Raw genomic sequence first — 18,122 nt, 5'->3', positions numbered from 1 at the left:
TCGTGAACCTCTGCCATGTTCGCTGAACAGAGGGGGGAACCGGGTGAGGGCCCCCGCTCGCTTTCCCTGTCGGGAGAAACGAGCGGAGACCCGCACCGATTGGCCAGCCGGGAACTAGACCCGCGGCTTTTCCTTCATTTCGATCGTCTCGATCTCGTCACCGATCTGGATGTCGTTGAACTTGCCCAGGCCGATACCACATTCGAAGTCCGTGCGGACCTCGGTGACGTCGTCCTTGAACCGGCGCAGCGACTCGATGCCCAGGCTGTCTCCGACGACGACGCCGTTGCGGATGACCCGCGCCTTGGCGTTCCTCGTGATGACACCCGAACGCACGATGACACCGGCGACGTTTCCGAACTTGGACGAGCTGAACACCTCGCGGATCTCGGCGACACCACTCTGGACCTCTTCGAACTCGGGCTTGAGCATTCCCTTGAGGGAGTTCTCGATGTCCTCGAGGGCGTTGTAGATGACCGAGTAGAAGCGCACGTCGACGCCTTCACGGGCCGCACGTTCGCGAGCCTTCGTGTCGGGGCGAACGTTGAAGCCGATGATGATGGCGTTGTCGACGGTGGCGAGGTTGACGTCGCTCTCCGTGACCGCACCGACACCACGGTGGATGATGCGCAGCTGAACCGAATCGTCGACCTCGATCTTGAGGAGCGACTCTTCCAGTGCTTCAACGGCACCGGACACGTCACCCTTGATGATGAGGTTGAGCGACTCGACCTTGCCCTCTTCGAGTGCACGGGTGAAGTCCTCGAGGCTGATGCGCTTGCGGGCCTTGGCCAGCAGTGCGTTCCGCTCGGCGGCTTCGCGCTTCTCGGCGATCTGACGTGCCGTGCGGTCCTCCTGGATGACCAGGAAGGTGTCGCCTGCACGCGGAACGCTGGAGAGGCCCTGCACCTGGACGGCTCTGGACGGGGTAGCGGCGAGCACGGGCGCGCCGTTCTCGTCCGCCATCGCACGAACGCGGCCGTAGGCCGTTCCCGCCACGATGGAGTCACCGACGTGCAAGGTGCCCGACTGGATGAGCACGGTTGCAACGGCACCGCGGCCCTTGTCGAGGCGAGCCTCGATGGCCACGCCGCGAGCATCCTTGTCCGGGTTTGCGCGCATGTCGAGTCCGGCGTCCGCGGTGAGCAGAACGGCGTTCAGGATTTCCTGGATGCCGATGCCCTGCTTCGCCGACACGTCGACGAACATAACGTCTCCACCGTATTCTTCGGCGACGAGGCCGAATTCGGTGAGCTGCTGACGAACCTTCTGTGCGTTGGCGCCGGGCTTGTCGATCTTGTTCACCGCGACCACGATCGGCACATTGGCGGCCTGGGCGTGGTTGAGCGCTTCAATCGTCTGCGGCATGATGCCGTCGTCCGCCGCGACCACGAGGATCGCGATGTCGGTGACCTGCGCACCACGGGCACGCATGGCGGTGAACGCCTCGTGGCCCGGTGTGTCGATGAAGGTGATGGCGCGTTCGATGCCCTCGTGCTCGGTGACGACCTGGTAGGCACCGATGTGCTGGGTGATGCCACCGGCTTCGCCGGCAGCAACCTTTGCGTTACGGATGGCGTCGAGCAGCGCGGTCTTACCGTGGTCGACGTGACCCATGACGGTGACGACGGGGGGACGAGCGACGAGTTCGTCGTCGGTCTCGTCTTCGAGCTCCTGGTCGATGTCGATGTCGAAGGCGAGCAGAAGCTCGCGGTCCTCATCGTCGGGCGAGACCATCTGGATCTTGTAGCCGAGCTCGCTGCCGAGCACGTCAAAGGTGGCCTCGTCGAGGGACTCCGTTGCCGTCGCCATTTCACCGAGGTGGAAGAGCACGGTGACGAGGTTTCCGGGGCTCGCGTCGATCTTGTCGGCGAAGTCCGTGATCGAGGCACCGCGGCGCAGACGCACCACGGTTCCGCCGTCGCCACGGGGAACGCTCACGCCACCCAGCGACGGGGCCTCGCGCAGCTCGAACTCTGCCCTCTTCGTGCGCTTGGACTTGCGAGCCTTGTTCTTGCCGCCACCGCGACCGAATGCACCAGCGGTTCCGCCGCCGGGGCCGCGACCGCGGCCACCTGCACCGCCACCACCTGCCGGACGGGGCGGGCCGAAGCCGGGAGCACCGGCCGGAGCGCCACCGGGCCGCTGGAAGCCGGGACGAGCGCCGCCGGCGCCGCCCGGGGCTCCGCCTGGACGCTGGAATGCGCCCGGACGCTGGCCGAAGCCGGTCGGTCGCGGCGCCTGGCCGGGTCCGCCCGGACGAGGAGCGCCGGGACGCGGCGCGGCCGGACGCGGGATGTTGCTCGGTGAGGACGTCGACGGCGGGCGCTGGCCCATGCCCTGCGCACTGGCGAACGGGTTATTGCCCGGGCGGGGGCTCGGGGTCTTGCCCATGCCCTGGTTGCTGGCGAACGGGTTGTTGCCCGGTCGCGCGGCCGGCGGCTTCGGCACGGATGCGCCGGGCTTGGCGGCGACCGGGGTGGCACCGCCCGTTGCGGATGCCGGGGCATCCGTCACGGGAGCGGCCTCGGCGGCTGCTGCAGCTGCCTTCTCGGCTGCTGCTGCCTTTTCGGCGGCGGCGGCCTTCTCGGCTGCCTGTGTCTGGCGCTCGGCCACCGTCAGCGGAGCCGACGGCATCGGCGGTGCGTCCGCGGCGGGAGCCTCGACGACAACCTCCGCGACCGTTGCAGCGCCGGGCTTGACGGCGAGCTTGGCCGGGGACGGACGTGCGCCGCCCGGCTTCGCGGGTGAGGCAGGAACCGGCGCGGTGCCGGCGGGAGCCTCAGAAGTGGTGGGTGCGGCGGAGCCGGTTACACCGTCTGCCTCGAGCGCGGCACGCAAACGACGCGCAACCGGGGGCTCAACGCTACTGGACGGTCCCTTGACGAACTCGCCCATCTCTTTCAATTTCGCAAGGGCTACCTTGCTGTCGACACCGAGTTCTGTAGCGATCTCGTGTACGCGTGGTTTCGCAGCCACAATTCTCCTGTTCCGGGTCCGCACCCGGAAAGGGGCAGACCGTTAGTAACGGACGGGTCTCATTTCGAGCCGCTCATTAGTTATCCATTAGCCAATTCAGCCTGTTCTCTAGTTGTTTCGCGCCCAAGGACCTGGTCACGCGAAGGGCACGCCCGAAAGCGTGTCGCCGCTGTGCGTCCTGGAAGCACGCGGCGGTGGGATGCAACCACGCACCTCGCCCGGGGAGAGTGGCGGTTTCATCCACCACGAGTTCCGATTCCTGGGCTACGACCCTCATGAGTGAGGACCGCGGGGCGCGCGAACGGCATCCAATGCACGTTCTAACGGGTTCCATCGTACCCCCTATTCGGTGTCCTCCAGAATGCTGTCCGGCTGGATGTCGATTTTGGCACCCGTGAGCTTGGCCGCGAGACGCGCATTCTGGCCTTCCTTGCCGATCGCCAGCGAGAGCTGGTAATCGGGAACGAGGGCACGGACGGCCTTGATGGACTCGTCGATGATGTAGGCGCTGGTGACCTTGGCGGGCGACAGTGCGCTCGCGACGAACGTCGCCAGGTCGGGCGAGTAGTCGACGATGTCGATCTTCTCGTTGTTGAGCTCGACGGTGACTGCGCGCACGCGCTGGCCGAGTTCACCGATGCAGGCGCCCTTGGCGTTGACGCCGGGTTCGGTGGCTCGAACGGCCATCTTGGTCCGGTGGCCTGCCTCGCGGGCGAGCGACACGATCTCGACGACTCCACTGGCGATCTCGGGAACCTCGAGTGCGAACAGCCGGCGCACCAGCGACGGGTGGGTGCGCGAGACGGTGATCTGCGGGCCCTTGAGCCCCTTGCCGACAGCCGTCACGTAGACGCGGATCCGGGCGCCGTGAACGTAGCTCTCACCGGGCACCTGCTCCTCGGGCGGCAGGATCGCTTCGATCGTGCCCAGGTCGACGTGGATCATCCGCGGGTTGGGACCCTGCTGGATGATGCCGGCGACGATTTCACCCTCGCGCCCCTTGAACTGGCCGAGCACAGCGTCATCGGCCAGGTCGCGCAGGCGCTGGTTGATGACCTGCTTCGCGGCGTAGGCCGCGATGCGGCCGAAGTCGCTCGGGTTGTCGACGGCTTCGCCGATGACGTTGCCCTCTTCGTCGTGTTCGGGCACAAAAATGTCGACGTGGCCGGTCTTGCGGTCGAGTACGACGCGCGCTTCCGGCAGTTCCTCGGCGGCCTGCTTCGTCGCTTCACCCTGGTGGGTGTGCTTCTGATAGGCCGTCAAAATCGCTTGCTCAATAATCTGCACGAGCTCCTCGAAGGGAATCTCTTTCTCGCGCTCCATTTGCCGCAACACGCTGAGGTCGATGTCCATGGCCGGCCTCCTCTATTCAGATCTTGCCGCCGCGAAACTGCGCAGCGGGCTCACCTATACGGTACCCGACTCCGCGCGCTCGCGGCGCACGTTGGGGAAGCGGGCGCGCGTTCCTTGGCGCGCCCGCTTCCCGAAAGCGTGCCGGGAGGCTCAGCTGAAGCTGGCGACGACGTCGGCCACGGCGACCTGGGTGCGTTCGCCGGAGCGACGGTCCCAGAGCTCGACGATGCCATCCGCGGCCCCACGGCCGACGATGACGATGCGCGGGATGCCGATCAGCTCGGCGTCACCGAACTTGACGCCGGGAGAGACCTTGCGGCGGTCGTCGTAGAGCACGTCGCGGCCCGTGGCCTCGATCGCCGCGACGACGGTCTCCGAGGTCTCGAAGACGATCTCGTCGCGGCCGGTGGCGATGACGTGCACGTCGAACGGGGCAACGGCTTCGGGCCAGATCAGGCCCTTGGCGTCGTTGTTCAGTTCGGCGATGACGGCGAGGGCGCGAGTGACGCCGATGCCGTAGGAGCCCATCGTGACGGTGACAAGCTTGCCGTTCTCGTCGAGCACCTTGAGCCCGAGCGCCTCGGCGTACTTGCGGCCGAGCTGGAAGACGTGCCCGATCTCCATGCCGCGGGCCAGTTCGACGGGTCCGGAGCCGTCGGGCGCCGGATCATCGGCGCGCACATCCGCGGCCTCGACGGTGCCGTCGACCTGGAAGTCGCGGCCGGCGACCAGCCCGAAGACGTGCCGGCCCGGCTCGTTGGCGCCGGTGATCCACTCCGTGCCGACGACCACGCGCGGGTCGACGAGGAAACGGATGCCGGTGACCGACTTCTCGCCGAGCACGGCCCCGTTCTGCGACCACGGGCCGATGTAACCCTTGACGAGTCCGGGGTGCTTGGCCAGGTCGGCCTCATTGGCCGCCTCGGCCTCGGCCGGGGCGAACGCGACCTCCACCCGTTTGAGGTCGACCTCGCGGTCGCCCGGCAGTCCGATGATGACGAGCTTGCGGGAGCCGTCGGGGTGGGTGAGGGCGAGGACGACGTTCTTGAGCGTGTCGGCAGCCGTCCACTCGCGGCCGTCCGGGCGGGGGTGTGCGCTGTTCGCCCGGTCGACGAGGGTCTGGATGGTCGGCGTCTCCGGGGTGTCATGCACGACGGCGGCCGGGAACCCGGCGAAGTCGATGGCCTCGGGCGCGAGCGTGGTGAACGCCTCGACGTTGGCCGCGTAGCCTCCGTCGGAGCGCACGAACGTGTCTTCACCGACCGCGGTGGGGTGCAGGAACTCCTCGCTCCGTGAACCGCCCATCGCGCCGGCATCCGCCTTGACGATGACGTACTCCAGGCCGAGCCGGGTGAAGATGCGCTCGTAGGCGTCACGCTGGGCCTGGTAGCTGAGGTCGAGGCCGGCATCCGTGTAGTCGAAGGAGTAGGCGTCCTTCATGGTGAACTCGCGGCCGCGCAGCAGGCCACCACGCGAGCGAGCCTCGTCGCGGTACTTGTCCTGGATCTGGAAGATCGACAGCGGCAGGTCTTTGTAGCTGCTGTAGAGATCCTTCACCATCAGGGTGAAGACCTCTTCGTGGGTGGGGGCCAGCAGCAGGTCGCTGCCCTTGCGGTCCTGCAGGCGGAACAGGCCGTCACCGTACTCGTCCCAGCGACCGGTGATCTCGTAGGGTTCGCGCGGCAGCAGGGCGGGAAAGTGCACCTCGAACGCGCCGGCGGCGGCCATCTCCTCACGGATGATGGTCTCGATCTTCGCCTTGACCTTGAGGCCGAGCGGCAGCCAGGCGAAGATGCCCGGCGCCTGGCGGCGGATGTAGCCGGCCCGCACGAGCAGGCGGTGGCTGGTGACCTCGGCGTCCGAGGGGTCTTCGCGGAGGGTACGGAGGAAATAGTTGGAGAGGCGTGTAGGCACCCCCCTACTTTACGGCGCGTGTCCGCCCGGGGTCGCCCATCTCCCCAGCTCCCCCGCGAAAGCGGTCGGTTACGGACAAAACACGCTCCCCGAGCACGCGGAGGTGTCTTGTCCGCAACTCAGCGACGGGGAGGCGCTACTCGGAGACCACGACGACGGGCTGGCCGACGCTCGTGTCGGAGGCCGGCATCTCAGCGGCCAGGCGATTGGCCTCCTCGATCAGGGTCGCCACGATCTCCGACTCCGGCACGGTCTTGATGACCTCGCCGCGCACGAAGATCTGGCCCTTGCCGTTTCCGGATGCCACACCCAGGTCGGCCTCACGGGCCTCCCCCGGCCCGTTGACGACGCAGCCCATCACGGCAACGCGCAAGGGGACGGTCATGCCTTCGAGCCCGGCGGTGACATCGTTGGCGAGTTTGTAGACATCCACCTGGGCCCGGCCACAGCTGGGGCAGGAGACGATCTCGAGCTTGCGCTCGCGGAGGTTCAGCGACTGCAGGATCTGCAGGCCGACCTTGACTTCCTCGGCCGGGGGCGCGCTGAGCGAGACCCGGATCGTGTCGCCGATGCCTTCGCCGAGCAGGATGCCGAAGGCCGTCGCGCTCTTGATGGTGCCCTGGAACGACGGGCCGGCCTCGGTGACGCCGAGGTGCAGGGGCCAGTCGCCCCGTTCGGCGAGCAGCCGGTACGCCTTGACCATGATCACCGGGTCGTTGTGCTTGACCGAGATCTTGAAGTCGTGGAAGTCATGCTCCTCGAACAGGCTCGCCTCCCAGACCGCGCTCTCCACGAGCGCCTCCGGGGTGGCCTTGCCGTATTTCTGCATCAGGCTCGGCTCGAGGGAACCGGCGTTGACGCCGATCCGGATCGAGACCCCGGCAGCCTTGGCCGCGGCGGCGATCTTGCCGACCTGGTCGTCGAACTTGCGGATATTGCCCGGATTGACCCGGACAGCGGCGCAGCCGGCGTCGATCGCGGCGAAGACGTAGCTGGGCTGGAAGTGGATGTCCGCGATCACGGGGATCTGACTCTTCTTCGCGATGATCGAGAGCACTTCGGCGTCGTCCCTGGTCGGCACGGCAACGCGCACGATGTCACAGCCGGATGCCGTGAGCTCGGCGATCTGCTGGAGCGTCGCGTTGATGTTCGTCGTCGGTGTCGTCGTCATCGACTGGACGCTGACCTGAGCGTCACCGCCGACGAGGACCTTGCCGACCTTGATCTGGCGACTCTTACGTCGCGGAGCGAGAACCTCGGGTACTTTGGGCATTCCCAAATTGATAGCAGCCACGGCGTTATTCTAGGTCAGCCAACTGGGGAGATGGTCAGCATCCGCCGCCGGGTCGCGCGCCGACATCGGCGGGCCGCCGACGAGGATACGCTCGGTGGACAACGTCCGACTAAATCCGCGACGAGAACCCGACGCTGATACGAAGACGATTACACCAAGACAGTTGCACGAAGACGAAGGAGTCATCATGAGCTCGATCGATGTGGTCATCCTGGCCGGGTCACGCACCCCGCAGGGGCGCGTGAACGGCCAGCTCTCCGGCCTGACCGCGGTAGAGCTGGGCAGCGCCGCCATTGCCGGCGCGTTGGACCGTGCGGGGGTCTCCCCCGAACAGGTCGACGCGGTGCTGATGGGCCAGGTTCTCCAGGCCGGCTGCGGCCAGAATCCGGCCAGACAGAGCGCGATCGCGGCCGGGATCCCGTGGAATGTTCCGGCGATGACGCTGAACAAGGTCTGTCTCTCCGGGCTCGCCGCCGTCGTCGACGCGGCGCGGCTCATCCGCCTGGGCGAGGTCGACGTCGTCGTCGCCGGCGGCCAGGAGTCGATGTCCCAGGCACCGCACCTGCTCCCCGGCTCCCGCCAGGGCTGGCCGTACGGAAGCGTCATCGCCCTCGACCACGCGGCCCACGACGGGCTGACGGATGCCTTCGACGGGCTCTCGATGGGCCTCTCCACCGAGCGCATCAATGGCCGGCGCGGCATAGACCGCGCTGAACAGGATGCCGTCGCCGCCGCCTCGCACCAGCGCGCGGCGGAGGCCACCCTCAACGGACTCTTCGAGGACGAGATCACGCCCCTGAGCGTGCCGCAGCGTCGCGGGGACCCGCTCCTCGTCACCGCGGACGAGGGCGTGCGCGGTGACAGCACGACCGAGACGCTCGGCCGGCTGCGCCCGGCATTTTCGCCGGACGGCACCATCACCGCAGGGAACTCCTCACCGCTCAGCGACGGCGCGAGCGCGCTCGTGCTGAGCAGCCGGTCCTGGGCGGAGGAACGCGGGCTGCCCTGGCTGGCGGTGGTGAACGCATCCGGCCATGTTGCCGGGCCGGACAACTCGCTGCACTCCCAGCCGGCGAACGCGATCAAGCACGCGCTCGACCGGGAGGGTTGGGCGGCCGGAGACCTGGACCTGGTCGAGATCAACGAAGCCTTCGCGGCGGTCTCGCTCGAGTCGACCAGAGAACTCGGCCTCTCCGCCGAGCTGGTCAACATCCACGGCGGCGCCATCGCGATCGGGCATCCGATCGGCGCGTCCGGTTCGAGGCTCGCCCTACACGCTGCGCTCGAGCTGGCCCGTCGTGGCGGCGGCAAGGCGGCCGTCGCACTCTGCGGCGGCGGCGGCCAGGGTGAGGCCCTGCTGCTCTCCCGCTGACGCACGGGCCGACGGGACACGGATCACCTCGGCCTCCCGACGGGGAGGCGCGCCTCGACCAGGAATCCGCCCGTCGGCCTCCGTTCGGCCCGCAGGGAGCCGCCGAGGAGTTCGGCGCGTTCCCGCATGCCGAGCAGGCCGCCGCCCGGAACGATCGCCGGGTCGTGCGGCGCGGCTCCGGGGTTGGTCACGGTGAGCCGCACGTCCGGGCCGTCCAGGCTCAGTTGAACGGATGTCGACGTCGCCCCGGAGTGCCGCAGCACGTTGGTGAGCGCCTCCTGGCTGATCCGGTAGATGGCGAGCTGGGTGGCCGCCGAGATCTCCCCGGTCGCCGGCCCGGCCTCGTTGACCAGGTCGACGTGCAATCCCTGGGCGCTGAACGAGTGGACCAGGGCGGGCAGCCCGCCGAGGTCAGGCCGGGGGGCCCGCGGCGCGTCGTCGTCAGCTGCGGGATCGACGTCGGCCCGCAGGATCCCGAGCACCGTGCGCACCTCGTCGAGCGCGGTCTTGCTCGTGGTCTTGATGCTGGCGAGGGCCTCGGCGGCCTTGCCGGGCGAACTGTCGATCAGGTGCAGCCCGACGCCGGCCTGCACGTTGATCTGGTTCAGCGAATGGGCGAGCACGTCGTGCAGTTCCCTGGCGATCCGCACCCGCTCGCGCTGCTCGGTCGACTGACGGCGGGCATCCGCCCGGATTCGCAGCTCGCGGATCTGCTCAAGCCTGGTGCGAATCGTCTCACCGAACCCCATCAGGATGGCCAGGGCGAGAGTGGTGAAGGCGACCCTGGCCGGCTGCAACGGAACGCCGAACAACCCGGCGATACCGATCGTGGCCACCCAGACGGCGGCGACGGAGGCGTAGACCCAAACCCTGGCGCCGCGCACAATGCCGAGCACGATCGCGAAGGCGACCGCCAGGTATGGCACCCCGATGTCGGGGCGGAGCAGCACGAGCGCGGCGCCGGCCGCGGCGGTCACGGCGACGACCGGACCCGGGTAACGGCGCGCGCCGAGCAGGGCGAGCGGGCCGATGATGGCAAGGGCAAGAGCGACGTACCAGCCCGGACGAGGCCAGCCGTAGGCGAGCTCACGGCCGAACACCCGGCCCAGTTCCCTGCCCGCGTCCGGACCGAAGTCACGCCCAGACCTGGCCAGGACCGCGACGGCGGGCACCTGCACGAGGAAGGAGACGACCACGGGGAACCAGAGCGCTGCCGTGGCCGGGATGCGGGTTCCGTAGCCGCCGCCGGGGCGACCCCGGTCGTGGTCGTACCACGGAGCGTCCGAATCCCAGTGTGGAGGCATGTTCCGATGCTACGACCCCGGGGTGGGTGAGGCATCCGCCCGGGGCCGGGCTGCGGCTGCTCCCCGGGAACGGGTCAGCCGAACAGGCTGATCGGCTTGACGATGTCGGCGTAGATGAGCAGCAGGCTCATTCCGCCGAGCACGATCACCACGGCGAAGGTGAGCGGCATCAGCCGGGCGGTGTCGACGGGGCCGGGGTCGGGGCGTTTGAACAGCCGGGCGACCCAGCGACGCAGGCCCTCCCAGAGCGCCCCCGCGACGTGCCCGCCGTCGAGAGGCATCAACGGAATCAGGTTGAACACGAACAGGGCCACGTTGAGTGAGGCGAGAAGTCCGAGCATGCTGGCGAGCTTGCTGTTGACGGGGATGGTGTCGATGCTCGCGATCTCGCCCGCGACCCGACCGACGCCGACGACGCTGATCGGCCCGTTGGGGTCGCGCTCGCCGGGGCCGAAGGCCGCGTTTGCGATGTCGACCATCCGCTGCGGCAGGTTGGCGATCATGTGCACGACGGCGCCGATGTTGTCGCCGACGGCCGGCAGCACGGCCGTTGCCGGCTGCTGAACCAGCTCGCCTGCCGGGCCGATGCCGACGAAGCCGACCTCCTGGGTGACCGACTTGCCTGACGCGTCCTGGACGACCTTGCCGGCCGCATCCAAAACATAACGCTCGGTGAGCTTGGGCGTGATTGTCAAGGGCTGGTCCGTGCCGTTGCGGTCGACGACGACGGTGAGCGCGGTACCGGGCGAGTTGCGAATCAGGTCCGTCGATTGGGCCCAGCTGTCGATCGCCGTGCCGTTGATGCTCACGAGCCGGTCGCCTGGCTTCAGCCCGGCCGCGGCGCCCGGCGCCTTCTCATCGGTCGCTGTGCAGGCCTGCCTGGCGCTGGTGGCCGGGAGCACGCACGCTGACACGCTCCCGACGGTGGTGCTCGCCTGCGCGGTTCCGAATCCCATCAGGAGAACGGCGAACAGCGTCACGGCGATGAGCAGGTTCATGGTCGGCCCGCCGAGCATGATGATGATGCGTTTCCAGACCGGAAGCCGGTAGAACGCGCGGTGGTCCTCGCCGGCGCCGATGGTGTCGGCACTGGACTGGCGGGCGTCGTCGACCAGGGTGGACAGGGCGTTCGGTTTTTTCTCCGGAGCACCCTCCTGAACGAGTTGGTTGAAGAAGCCGGTGCTGGATGCCTGGACCTTGCCGCCCGTCTTCACCGGGGGGAACATGCCGATCATCGAGATGTAGCCGCCCAGTGGGATGGCCTTGACGCCGTATTCGGTCTCGCCCTTGCGGCGGGACCACAGGGTGGGGCCGAATCCGATCATGTACTGGGTGACCTTCACCCCGAAGGCCTTGGCGGGCAGGAGATGGCCGATTTCGTGCAGGCCGATGGACAGGGCGAGTCCGATCACCACGATCAGGACGCCCAGAAGATAGAGCAGCACGGTTTCCACAGTCGTAGATTACCCACTTCAAGCTGCGAAGGCGCTGGCCGTTGCGCATCACAGGTGTGGTTTGCTTGACTGTTGCACCAATTAGGAGGACCCCTCTGTCTGAGCCCCGCACCCCCGGCCCGATCGGCCTGCGCCTTGCCGATCGGTTCCACATCGACCGTCTGATCGGCACGGGCGGCATGGCGGACGTCTATCAGGCGACGGATGTCGTGCTCGGGCGCACGGTTGCGGTCAAGCTCTTCCGGATGGACACCGCCGACGACGCGGGCCCCGAGAGACAGAGCGGTGAGGTCGCGGTGCTCGCGAGCCTGAACCATTTCGCCCTGGTCACCCTGTTCGACGCCGGCACCGAGGTGATCGATGGTGTCCCCCGCACGTTCATCGTGATGGAGTTCGTCGACGGGCGCGATCTTCGCAGCCGCATCGGCGACGGCCCCGTGCTGCCGGCCGAGGTCGCCGAGATCGGGGCGGACCTCGGCGAGGCGCTGCACTACGTGCACTCGCAGGGCATTATCCATCGCGACATCAAGCCGGCGAACGTGCTGCTCGCGCCGTCGGGCTTTCCCGGCAGGGGAATGCACGCCAAGCTCGCCGACTTCGGCATCGCCCGCCTGTTCGATGCCACCCACCTCACCAAGACGGGTTCGCTCCTCGGCACGGCGGGCTACCTCAGCCCCGAGCAGGCCCTGGGCGAACCGATCGGACCGCCCAGCGACGTGTATTCGCTCGGCCTCGTGCTCCTTGAGTGTCTGACCGGCGAGCGGGCCTTCCCCGGCTCCGCGATCGAATCCGCGATGGCCCGGCTACAGCGTGATCCCGTCATCCCCGATTTCCTCGGCAGCGGTTGGGCCGAGGTGCTCGGCGGGATGACCAACCGGGTCGCGGCGGAACGGTTCACCGCCGAACGGGCAGCAGTGGGCCTGCGCAGCCTCGTGGCCGAGCCTGGGCCTGCAGCGTTCGACGCCCATTCCGTGCTCGAGGACGGGGGCGTGCTCGCGGACGGAACGGCGGCGACGGAACTGCTGGGCGACACGGTCGTACTGGGCGCATCCGGCCCGGCGGACCCCACCGCGCTGCTCGACCCCACCGCCGTGCTTGACAAGACGGCCGGGCTCGACAAGACCGCGCTGCTCGACCCCACCGCCGCGCTCGACAAGACGGCCGGGCTCGACAAGACCGCGCTGCTCGACCCCACCGCCGCGCTCGACAAGACGGCCGGGCTCGACAAGACCGCGCTGCTCGACCCCACCGCCGCGCGAGCAGACGCGCCGACGGAGTTTCTCCCCGTCGGCCGGCAGACCGGTGCGGCGCGTGCCGCCCCCTCGACCGCGCCCGGGCGCCGCAAGCCGACCCGGCGAATCGTGGCGGCACTCGCCGCTGCGGCGGTGATTGCCGTCCTGGCCGCCGTCCTGTTCGCTCTCCGGCCTGCCGCACCGGAAACCGCCCCTCCGGGTTACCCGGCCGTGGACGGCACCCTCGGCACCCACCTCGAGCAGCTCCAGGAAAGCATCCGGCCATGATCATCCCCTCCCGCCTCGCCACCAGGGTGGCCACTGCGCTCCTCGTGGTTGCCGCGCTGACCGCCTGCTCCGGGCCCGCCCCCGAGTTGGCGCCGCCGACGGCCGAGAAGCTGCAGTCCGGAGTGCTCGGAGTCACCACCGCCGCCGCCGCGGGCGACTTCGCCGAGGCGCAGTCCGCCCTCACCGCCGTGCAGGCCGACCTGCTCACCGCCGCAGCATCCGGGCAGGTCTCCGCGGCGCGCTCCGCAAAGATCCAGTCCGCGATCAACCTGGTGACCGCGGACCTCGCCGACGCGATCGAGGCCGCTACTCCCACGCCGACGGCCACCCCCACGCCCGAGCCGTCCGTTGACAAGGGCGACAACAAGGACAACGGTAAGTGCAACAAGAAGAAAGAGGACTGCGGCGACTGACCGCCTGGAGGATGCCATGCCCACTCGACTCGTTGTCGGCGCCGGCCTGATCGGACGCCCGCTCGCCGAACGCCTCGCCGCTCGCGGCGACCGGGTCACCATTGCCACCCGATCGGGATCCCCCGCGACCGGGGCCACGTCCCTCGTTCTTGACGCCGCCGACCGCGAGGCGTTCACCCGTGCGGCGACCGGGGCGGAAACGATCTTCCTCTGCACGAATCCTCCGTACACGCACTGGCCTGCCCAGTGGCCACCGATCGTCGACGCCGCCGTTGCCGCGGCATCCGCCACCGGTGCGGCCCTGGTCGTGATGGGCAACCTGTATTCCTACGGCTCACCGAGCGGCCCGATGACCGAGCACTCGCCGGAGACGACCACCGAGACCAAGGGCCTGGTGCGCAAGGACGGCTGGCGGAAGGTGCGTGAGGCTCACCAACGCGGCGAGCTGCGCGGCGTTGAGGTGCGCGCGAGTGACTATTTCGGTCCCGGCGCCACCGGCACCGCCCACCTCGGTAAGGCCTTCTTCGCCTCGATCCTCGCCTCGAAGACCGCCCGGGTGGTCGGCCGGCCCGGCCTGGCGCACAGCTGGAGCTACCTGCCCGACATCGTCGACACCCTGATCGCGGCCGCGGACTATGCCGGAGAGTGGGGCCGGCTCTGGCACGTGCCCAGCGCCGCGGCGAGCCGGATCGAGATTGCGGGCCAGGTCAACCAGCACTTCCGGACGAACGGGAAGGTGGCCGCGTATCCGCAGTGGCTGCTCCGGGCGCTCGGCGCGGTGAACCCGATGATGCACGAGGTCTGGGCATCGAGCTACCAGTTCACGGTGCCCTACCTGATCGACTCCACCGAGACCCAGCGCGAACTCGGTGTCGCGGCGACGCCGTGGGCGGACGCCCTCGCCACGACCGCGGAGAGCTACCGCGGCTGAGGCTCAGGAGCCTCGCCGTGCCCCCGCGCCCGTTTCCGCAGCCCGCTACCGCGGTCGCCGGGGCGCGCTGCCGATTCGGGCGCGGCCTGGCGATCCGCCGGGTCGGGCACGAGCGACGCGGCGTCAGCGGGCGAGCAGTTTGTCGGCCGCGGCCCGAGCCCAGGCCTCGGCTGCGGCAAGGGACTCGCGGGTGAGCGGGCCATCCTGCTCGTGCGCCTCGACCACCCGTTGGATGGTGTCGACGATGTCCAGGAACCCGATCACACCGGCGTGGAAAGCCGTGACGGCCTGTTCGTTCGCCGCGTTGAAGACGGCCGGATAGGTTCCCCCTGCCCGGCCGACCTGCTTGGCCAGGTTGACGGCGGGGAAGGCCACGTCGTCGAGCGGCTCGAAGGTCCAGCCCTGCGGGACGGTCCAGTCGATCGGGGCGCCGACGGCGGCTACCCGGTTCGGCCAGTCGAGGCCCAGGGAGATGGGCAGGCGCATGTCGGGCGGGGAGGCCTGCGCGATCGTCGACCCGTCGATGAACTCGACCATGGAGTGCACCACCGACTGCGGGTGAACGACCACGTCGATGCGTTCGTAGTCCACGTCGAAGAGCAGGTGTGCCTCGATCACCTCGAGGCCCTTGTTCACGAGCGTGGCCGAATTCGTCGTCACCACCGGCCCCATGTTCCAGGTCGGGTGGGCGAGCGCCTCTTCCGGCGTGACATCCGCGAGCTGACCGCGACGGCGGCCCCTGAACGGCCCGCCGGATGCCGTGAGCACCAGGCGCCGCACCTCGCCGGCCGTGCCGGAGCGGAGCGCCTGCGCGATCGCGGAGTGCTCAGAATCAACCGGCACGATCTGCCCCGGTTTGGCCCGCGCCTTGACCAGGTCGCCGCCCACGATCAACGATTCCTTGTTGGCCAGGGCGAGCGTGCGGCCGGCGGCCAGGGCCGCGAGTGTCGGCCCGAGGCCAACGGAACCGGTGATGCCGTTGAGAACGACGTCGGCGTCGACATCCCGGACCAGTTGTTCGGCCTCGTCGATGCCGAGGGCCGTCGCGTCGACCTCGAACTCGGCCGCCTGGCTGTCGAGGAGAGCACGGTTGCTGCCCGCGGACAGCCCGACCACCTCGAACCGGGTCGGGTTCGCCTTGATGACATCGAGGGCCTGGGTTCCGATCGAGCCGGTGGACCCGAGAATTACTACTCGTCTACGCACCATCCCATGCTAGGTGCAGGCCGCCGGGCGCGGGTCGGAGATTGCCGGGACTTGCCCCCGGCCGGCGGAATCCTCGGGCCGTCCCGGTGGGGCTTATCGACGGTCGGCGTCGCTGGCGGTAGTGTCGACGGGTGACCGGTGCCAGAGTCGAACCCCAGAACGAACCCCTCGCCGACCCGTCGGAGGAGGTGCCAGAGCCGACGAAACGGCCCGGATTCGTCTACTTCCTCGGTTACGGCATCATGGCGCCGATCGCTCGTCTGGTCTTCCGTCCCACTATCACCGGACGCGAGAACATCCCACGCGAGGGCCGGGTCATCCTCGCCAGCAACCATCTCTCCTTCATCGACAGCATCGTGATTCCGCTGACGACGCCGCGCCGGGTACAGTTCCTGGCCAAGTCCACCTATTTCACCGGCACCGGGTTCAGGGGCTTCGTCTCGCGCACCTTCTTCACCTCGATCGGCGCGGTCGGGGTGGAACGCGGCGCCGGGCAGGCGGCGCAGGACGCCCTCGACGCCGGCCGCAACATCCTGGAGGCCGACAGCGCCTTCGCCATCTACCCGGAGGGCACCCGCTCCCTCGACGGCCGACTCTACAAGGGCCGCACCGGCGTGGCCTGGCTCGCCCTGACCACCGGGGCCGTCGTCGTGCCGGTCGGACTGGTCGGCACCCAGGAGATCCAGCCCGTCGGAGCGAAGCTTCCGCGCATCCGTCAGGTCACGGTGACCTTCGGCACGCCGATCGACCTCAGCCGGCACGGTTCGCCGGACTCCGGCAAGGCCAGGCGCGGCGCGACCGACGAGGTCATGGCCGCGATCCATGCGTTGTCTGGGCAGGAGCTGGCGGGAAAGTACAACGAATCGCCGCCTTCAGGAACTCTTCAGAAACTGGCCGATCGCGTGTTCCCGCGGGAGCGGGTGTAGCCCGTACCTGCCGGGCGAAACACGGCGGAAATCGGCGCGACCTAAGCTGGGTAGCATGTCTGCCCAGTATTCGGTCCCCCAAGAACGCAAACTCCTCACCGCCCTCCCGGGCCCCAAGTCGGTCGAGCTGCAGGAACGTCGCCTGCGCTCGGTGTCCCGCGGCGCGGGCACGCTCGCCAATATTTACATGGACCACGGAGCGGGCGCGATCCTCGTTGACGTCGACGGCAACCAGATCATCGACCTCGGTTGCGGCATCGGCGTCACGACCATCGGCCACGCCAACACCGAGGTGGCCGCCGCGGCTGCCGCGCAGGCCGCGAAGCTGACCCACACCCTGTTCACCGTGACGCCCTACGAGAATTACGTCGCGGTCGCCGAGAAGCTCGCCGAGATCACGCCGGGCGACTTCGAGAAGCGTTCCGTGCTGGTGAACACCGGTGCGGAGGCCGTCGAGAACGCGGTCAAGATCGCCCGCAAGTTCACCGGCCGCCGCGCGATCGTCGCCCTCGACCATGCCTTCCACGGTCGCACAAACCTGACGATGGCGATGACCTACCGCCCCTGGCCGGAACGCGCGGGGATGGGGCCGTTCCCCGGTGAGATCTACAGCGTCCCGACGAGCTACCCCTACCGTGACGGCCTGACCGGCGAGGAAGCCGCCGCGAAGACCATCGACTACATCACGACCCACATCGGGGCGACCGAGATCGCGGCCTTCTTCGTGGAGCCGATCCAGGGCGACGGCGGCGTCGTCATCCCCGCGCCCGGCTATTTCGCGAAGATCCGCCAATTCTGCACCGACAACGGGATCGTGCTCGTCGCAGATGAGATCCAGGCCGGGATCGCCCGCACCGGCACCTGGTACTCGATCGAGCACCACGACGTCATCCCCGACCTGGTCACGACGGCCAAGGGCATCGCCGGCGGTTTCCCGCTGGCCGCGGTCACCGGCCGCGCCGACATCATGGATTCCGTGCAGCCCGGCGGCATCGGCGGAACCTTCGGCGGCAACCCCGTCTCGACCGCCGCCGCTCTGGCCGTGTTCGACCTGATCGAACGCGATGACCTGCTCGGTGAGGCCAGGCGGGTCGAGAAGGCCCTCTGGGACCGCATCGGCGACTGGCCGGAGCGGTTCCCGGTCGTCGGCGACGTGCGCGGCAAGGGCGCCATGTTCGGCGTCGAGCTCGTGCACCCCGGCACGACAACGCCGTACCCCGAGGCGCTCACCGCCATCATCAAGCACGCCACAACGAACGGCGTGATCGTGCTGGATGCCGGCAGCTGGGACTCCGTGCTGCGCATCATGCCGTCGGTCGTCATCTCCGAAGCACTCATCGACGACGCGATGAGTGTCATCGAGGAGACCCTCACGGCCCTCTCCGGTTCCTAACCCCCACCCGCCCTCCCGCGAGAGTGCAGTTTTCGCCCCTTCAGCCGATGCGAAGGGGCGAAA

At 68.7% G+C, this 18,122-nt stretch carries 14 protein-coding genes; 6 read left to right on the top strand and 8 right to left on the bottom strand.

The window, feature by feature from the left end; translation table 11 throughout:
• Window positions 1-114: 114 nt before the first annotated feature.
• The 5 genes from infB to ispG form a co-directional block, all read right to left on the bottom strand.
• Window positions 115-2,979: a translation initiation factor IF-2 gene (gene infB / locus QMG61_RS04730; RefSeq protein ID WP_283493188.1), complete on the bottom strand. Its 2,865-nt coding sequence runs from the start codon at window positions 2,977-2,979 to the stop codon at window positions 115-117.
• A 76-nt stretch (window positions 2,980-3,055) separates the two neighbouring features.
• Complete coding sequence (locus QMG61_RS04725) at window positions 3,056-3,313, bottom strand: DUF448 domain-containing protein (protein ID WP_283493187.1); 258 nt, start codon at window positions 3,311-3,313, stop codon at window positions 3,056-3,058.
• An 8-nt stretch (window positions 3,314-3,321) separates the two neighbouring features.
• A complete protein-coding gene (nusA, locus tag QMG61_RS04720; RefSeq protein ID WP_283493186.1) occupies window positions 3,322-4,332 on the bottom strand; it encodes a transcription termination factor NusA in 1,011 nt (336 codons plus the stop codon).
• Window positions 4,333-4,482: 150 nt separating this feature from the next.
• The gene (locus tag QMG61_RS04715; RefSeq protein ID WP_283493185.1) at window positions 4,483-6,246 is read right to left on the bottom strand and encodes a proline--tRNA ligase; all 1,764 of its coding nucleotides are present in this window, start codon (window positions 6,244-6,246) and stop codon (window positions 4,483-4,485) included.
• A gap of 136 nt (window positions 6,247-6,382) precedes the next feature.
• On the bottom strand, window positions 6,383-7,540 hold the full coding sequence (ispG, locus tag QMG61_RS04710; RefSeq protein ID WP_283493184.1) for a flavodoxin-dependent (E)-4-hydroxy-3-methylbut-2-enyl-diphosphate synthase: 1,158 nt from the start codon (window positions 7,538-7,540) through the stop codon (window positions 6,383-6,385).
• Window positions 7,541-7,727: 187 nt separating this feature from the next.
• Between ispG and QMG61_RS04705 the strand changes: the two genes are divergently transcribed.
• Window positions 7,728-8,912, top strand: a complete 1,185-nt coding sequence (locus QMG61_RS04705; RefSeq protein WP_283493183.1) for an acetyl-CoA C-acetyltransferase — start codon at window positions 7,728-7,730, stop codon at window positions 8,910-8,912.
• Window positions 8,913-8,935: 23 nt separating this feature from the next.
• On the opposite strand, the gene QMG61_RS04700 is transcribed toward QMG61_RS04705, so the two are convergent.
• Window positions 8,936-10,216: a sensor histidine kinase gene (locus tag QMG61_RS04700; RefSeq protein WP_283493182.1), complete on the bottom strand. Its 1,281-nt coding sequence runs from the start codon at window positions 10,214-10,216 to the stop codon at window positions 8,936-8,938.
• Between the two features lie 74 nt (window positions 10,217-10,290).
• A complete protein-coding gene (locus QMG61_RS04695; RefSeq protein WP_283493181.1) occupies window positions 10,291-11,670 on the bottom strand; it encodes a M50 family metallopeptidase in 1,380 nt (459 codons plus the stop codon).
• A 65-nt stretch (window positions 11,671-11,735) separates the two neighbouring features.
• On the opposite strand from QMG61_RS04695, the gene QMG61_RS04690 reads away from it, so the two are divergent.
• Genes QMG61_RS04690 through QMG61_RS04680 form a run of 3 tightly spaced genes read left to right on the top strand, consistent with a single transcriptional unit; the run spans window position 11,736 to window position 14,534 of the window.
• Window positions 11,736-13,190 (top strand): serine/threonine-protein kinase, encoded by a 1,455-nt coding sequence (locus QMG61_RS04690; protein WP_283493180.1) that lies wholly within the window; start codon window positions 11,736-11,738, stop codon window positions 13,188-13,190.
• Window positions 13,187-13,603, top strand: coding sequence for a hypothetical protein (locus tag QMG61_RS04685; protein WP_283493179.1), 417 nt, complete (start codon window positions 13,187-13,189; stop codon window positions 13,601-13,603). Before QMG61_RS04690 ends, QMG61_RS04685 begins: the two co-directional genes overlap by 4 nt.
• Before the next feature lie 16 nt (window positions 13,604-13,619).
• Entirely contained in the window at window positions 13,620-14,534 is a 915-nt protein-coding gene (locus QMG61_RS04680; protein WP_283493178.1) for an NAD-dependent epimerase/dehydratase family protein, read from the top strand.
• A gap of 123 nt (window positions 14,535-14,657) precedes the next feature.
• Here the strand turns inward: QMG61_RS04680 and dxr are convergent, their stop codons facing one another.
• Complete coding sequence (gene dxr / locus QMG61_RS04675; RefSeq protein ID WP_502847007.1) at window positions 14,658-15,740, bottom strand: 1-deoxy-D-xylulose-5-phosphate reductoisomerase; 1,083 nt, start codon at window positions 15,738-15,740, stop codon at window positions 14,658-14,660.
• Window positions 15,741-15,871: 131 nt separating this feature from the next.
• Between dxr and QMG61_RS04670 the strand changes: the two genes are divergently transcribed.
• Both QMG61_RS04670 and QMG61_RS04665 read left to right on the top strand, forming a co-directional pair.
• Entirely contained in the window at window positions 15,872-16,666 is a 795-nt protein-coding gene (locus tag QMG61_RS04670; protein WP_283493176.1) for a lysophospholipid acyltransferase family protein, read from the top strand.
• Window positions 16,667-16,721: 55 nt separating this feature from the next.
• Entirely contained in the window at window positions 16,722-18,059 is a 1,338-nt protein-coding gene (locus QMG61_RS04665; RefSeq protein ID WP_283493175.1) for an aminotransferase class III-fold pyridoxal phosphate-dependent enzyme, read from the top strand.
• The last annotated feature ends 63 nt before the right edge of the window (window positions 18,060-18,122 follow it).

It is taken from the genome of Cryobacterium sp. PH31-AA6 (genome assembly GCF_030063195.1).
Lineage (GTDB): Bacteria > Actinomycetota > Actinomycetes > Actinomycetales > Microbacteriaceae > Cryobacterium.
This window is presented reverse-complemented; position numbering and strand designations above follow the sequence as displayed.

Bases quoted from the DNA above. Each gene is read 5' to 3' on its own strand.
- QMG61_RS04700 (WP_283493182.1), bottom strand. From the start codon at position 10,216: ATGCCTCCACACTGGGATTCGGACGCTCCGTGGTACGACCACGACCGG.
- QMG61_RS04665 (WP_283493175.1), top strand. From the start codon at position 16,722: ATGTCTGCCCAGTATTCGGTCCCCCAAGAACGCAAACTCCTCACCGCC.
- QMG61_RS04685 (WP_283493179.1), top strand. From the start codon at position 13,187: ATGATCATCCCCTCCCGCCTCGCCACCAGGGTGGCCACTGCGCTCCTC.
- QMG61_RS04725 (WP_283493187.1), bottom strand. From the start codon at position 3,313: ATGGAACCCGTTAGAACGTGCATTGGATGCCGTTCGCGCGCCCCGCGG.
- QMG61_RS04680 (WP_283493178.1), top strand. From the start codon at position 13,620: ATGCCCACTCGACTCGTTGTCGGCGCCGGCCTGATCGGACGCCCGCTC.
- QMG61_RS04705 (WP_283493183.1), top strand. From the start codon at position 7,728: ATGAGCTCGATCGATGTGGTCATCCTGGCCGGGTCACGCACCCCGCAG.
- nusA (WP_283493186.1), bottom strand. From the start codon at position 4,332: ATGGACATCGACCTCAGCGTGTTGCGGCAAATGGAGCGCGAGAAAGAG.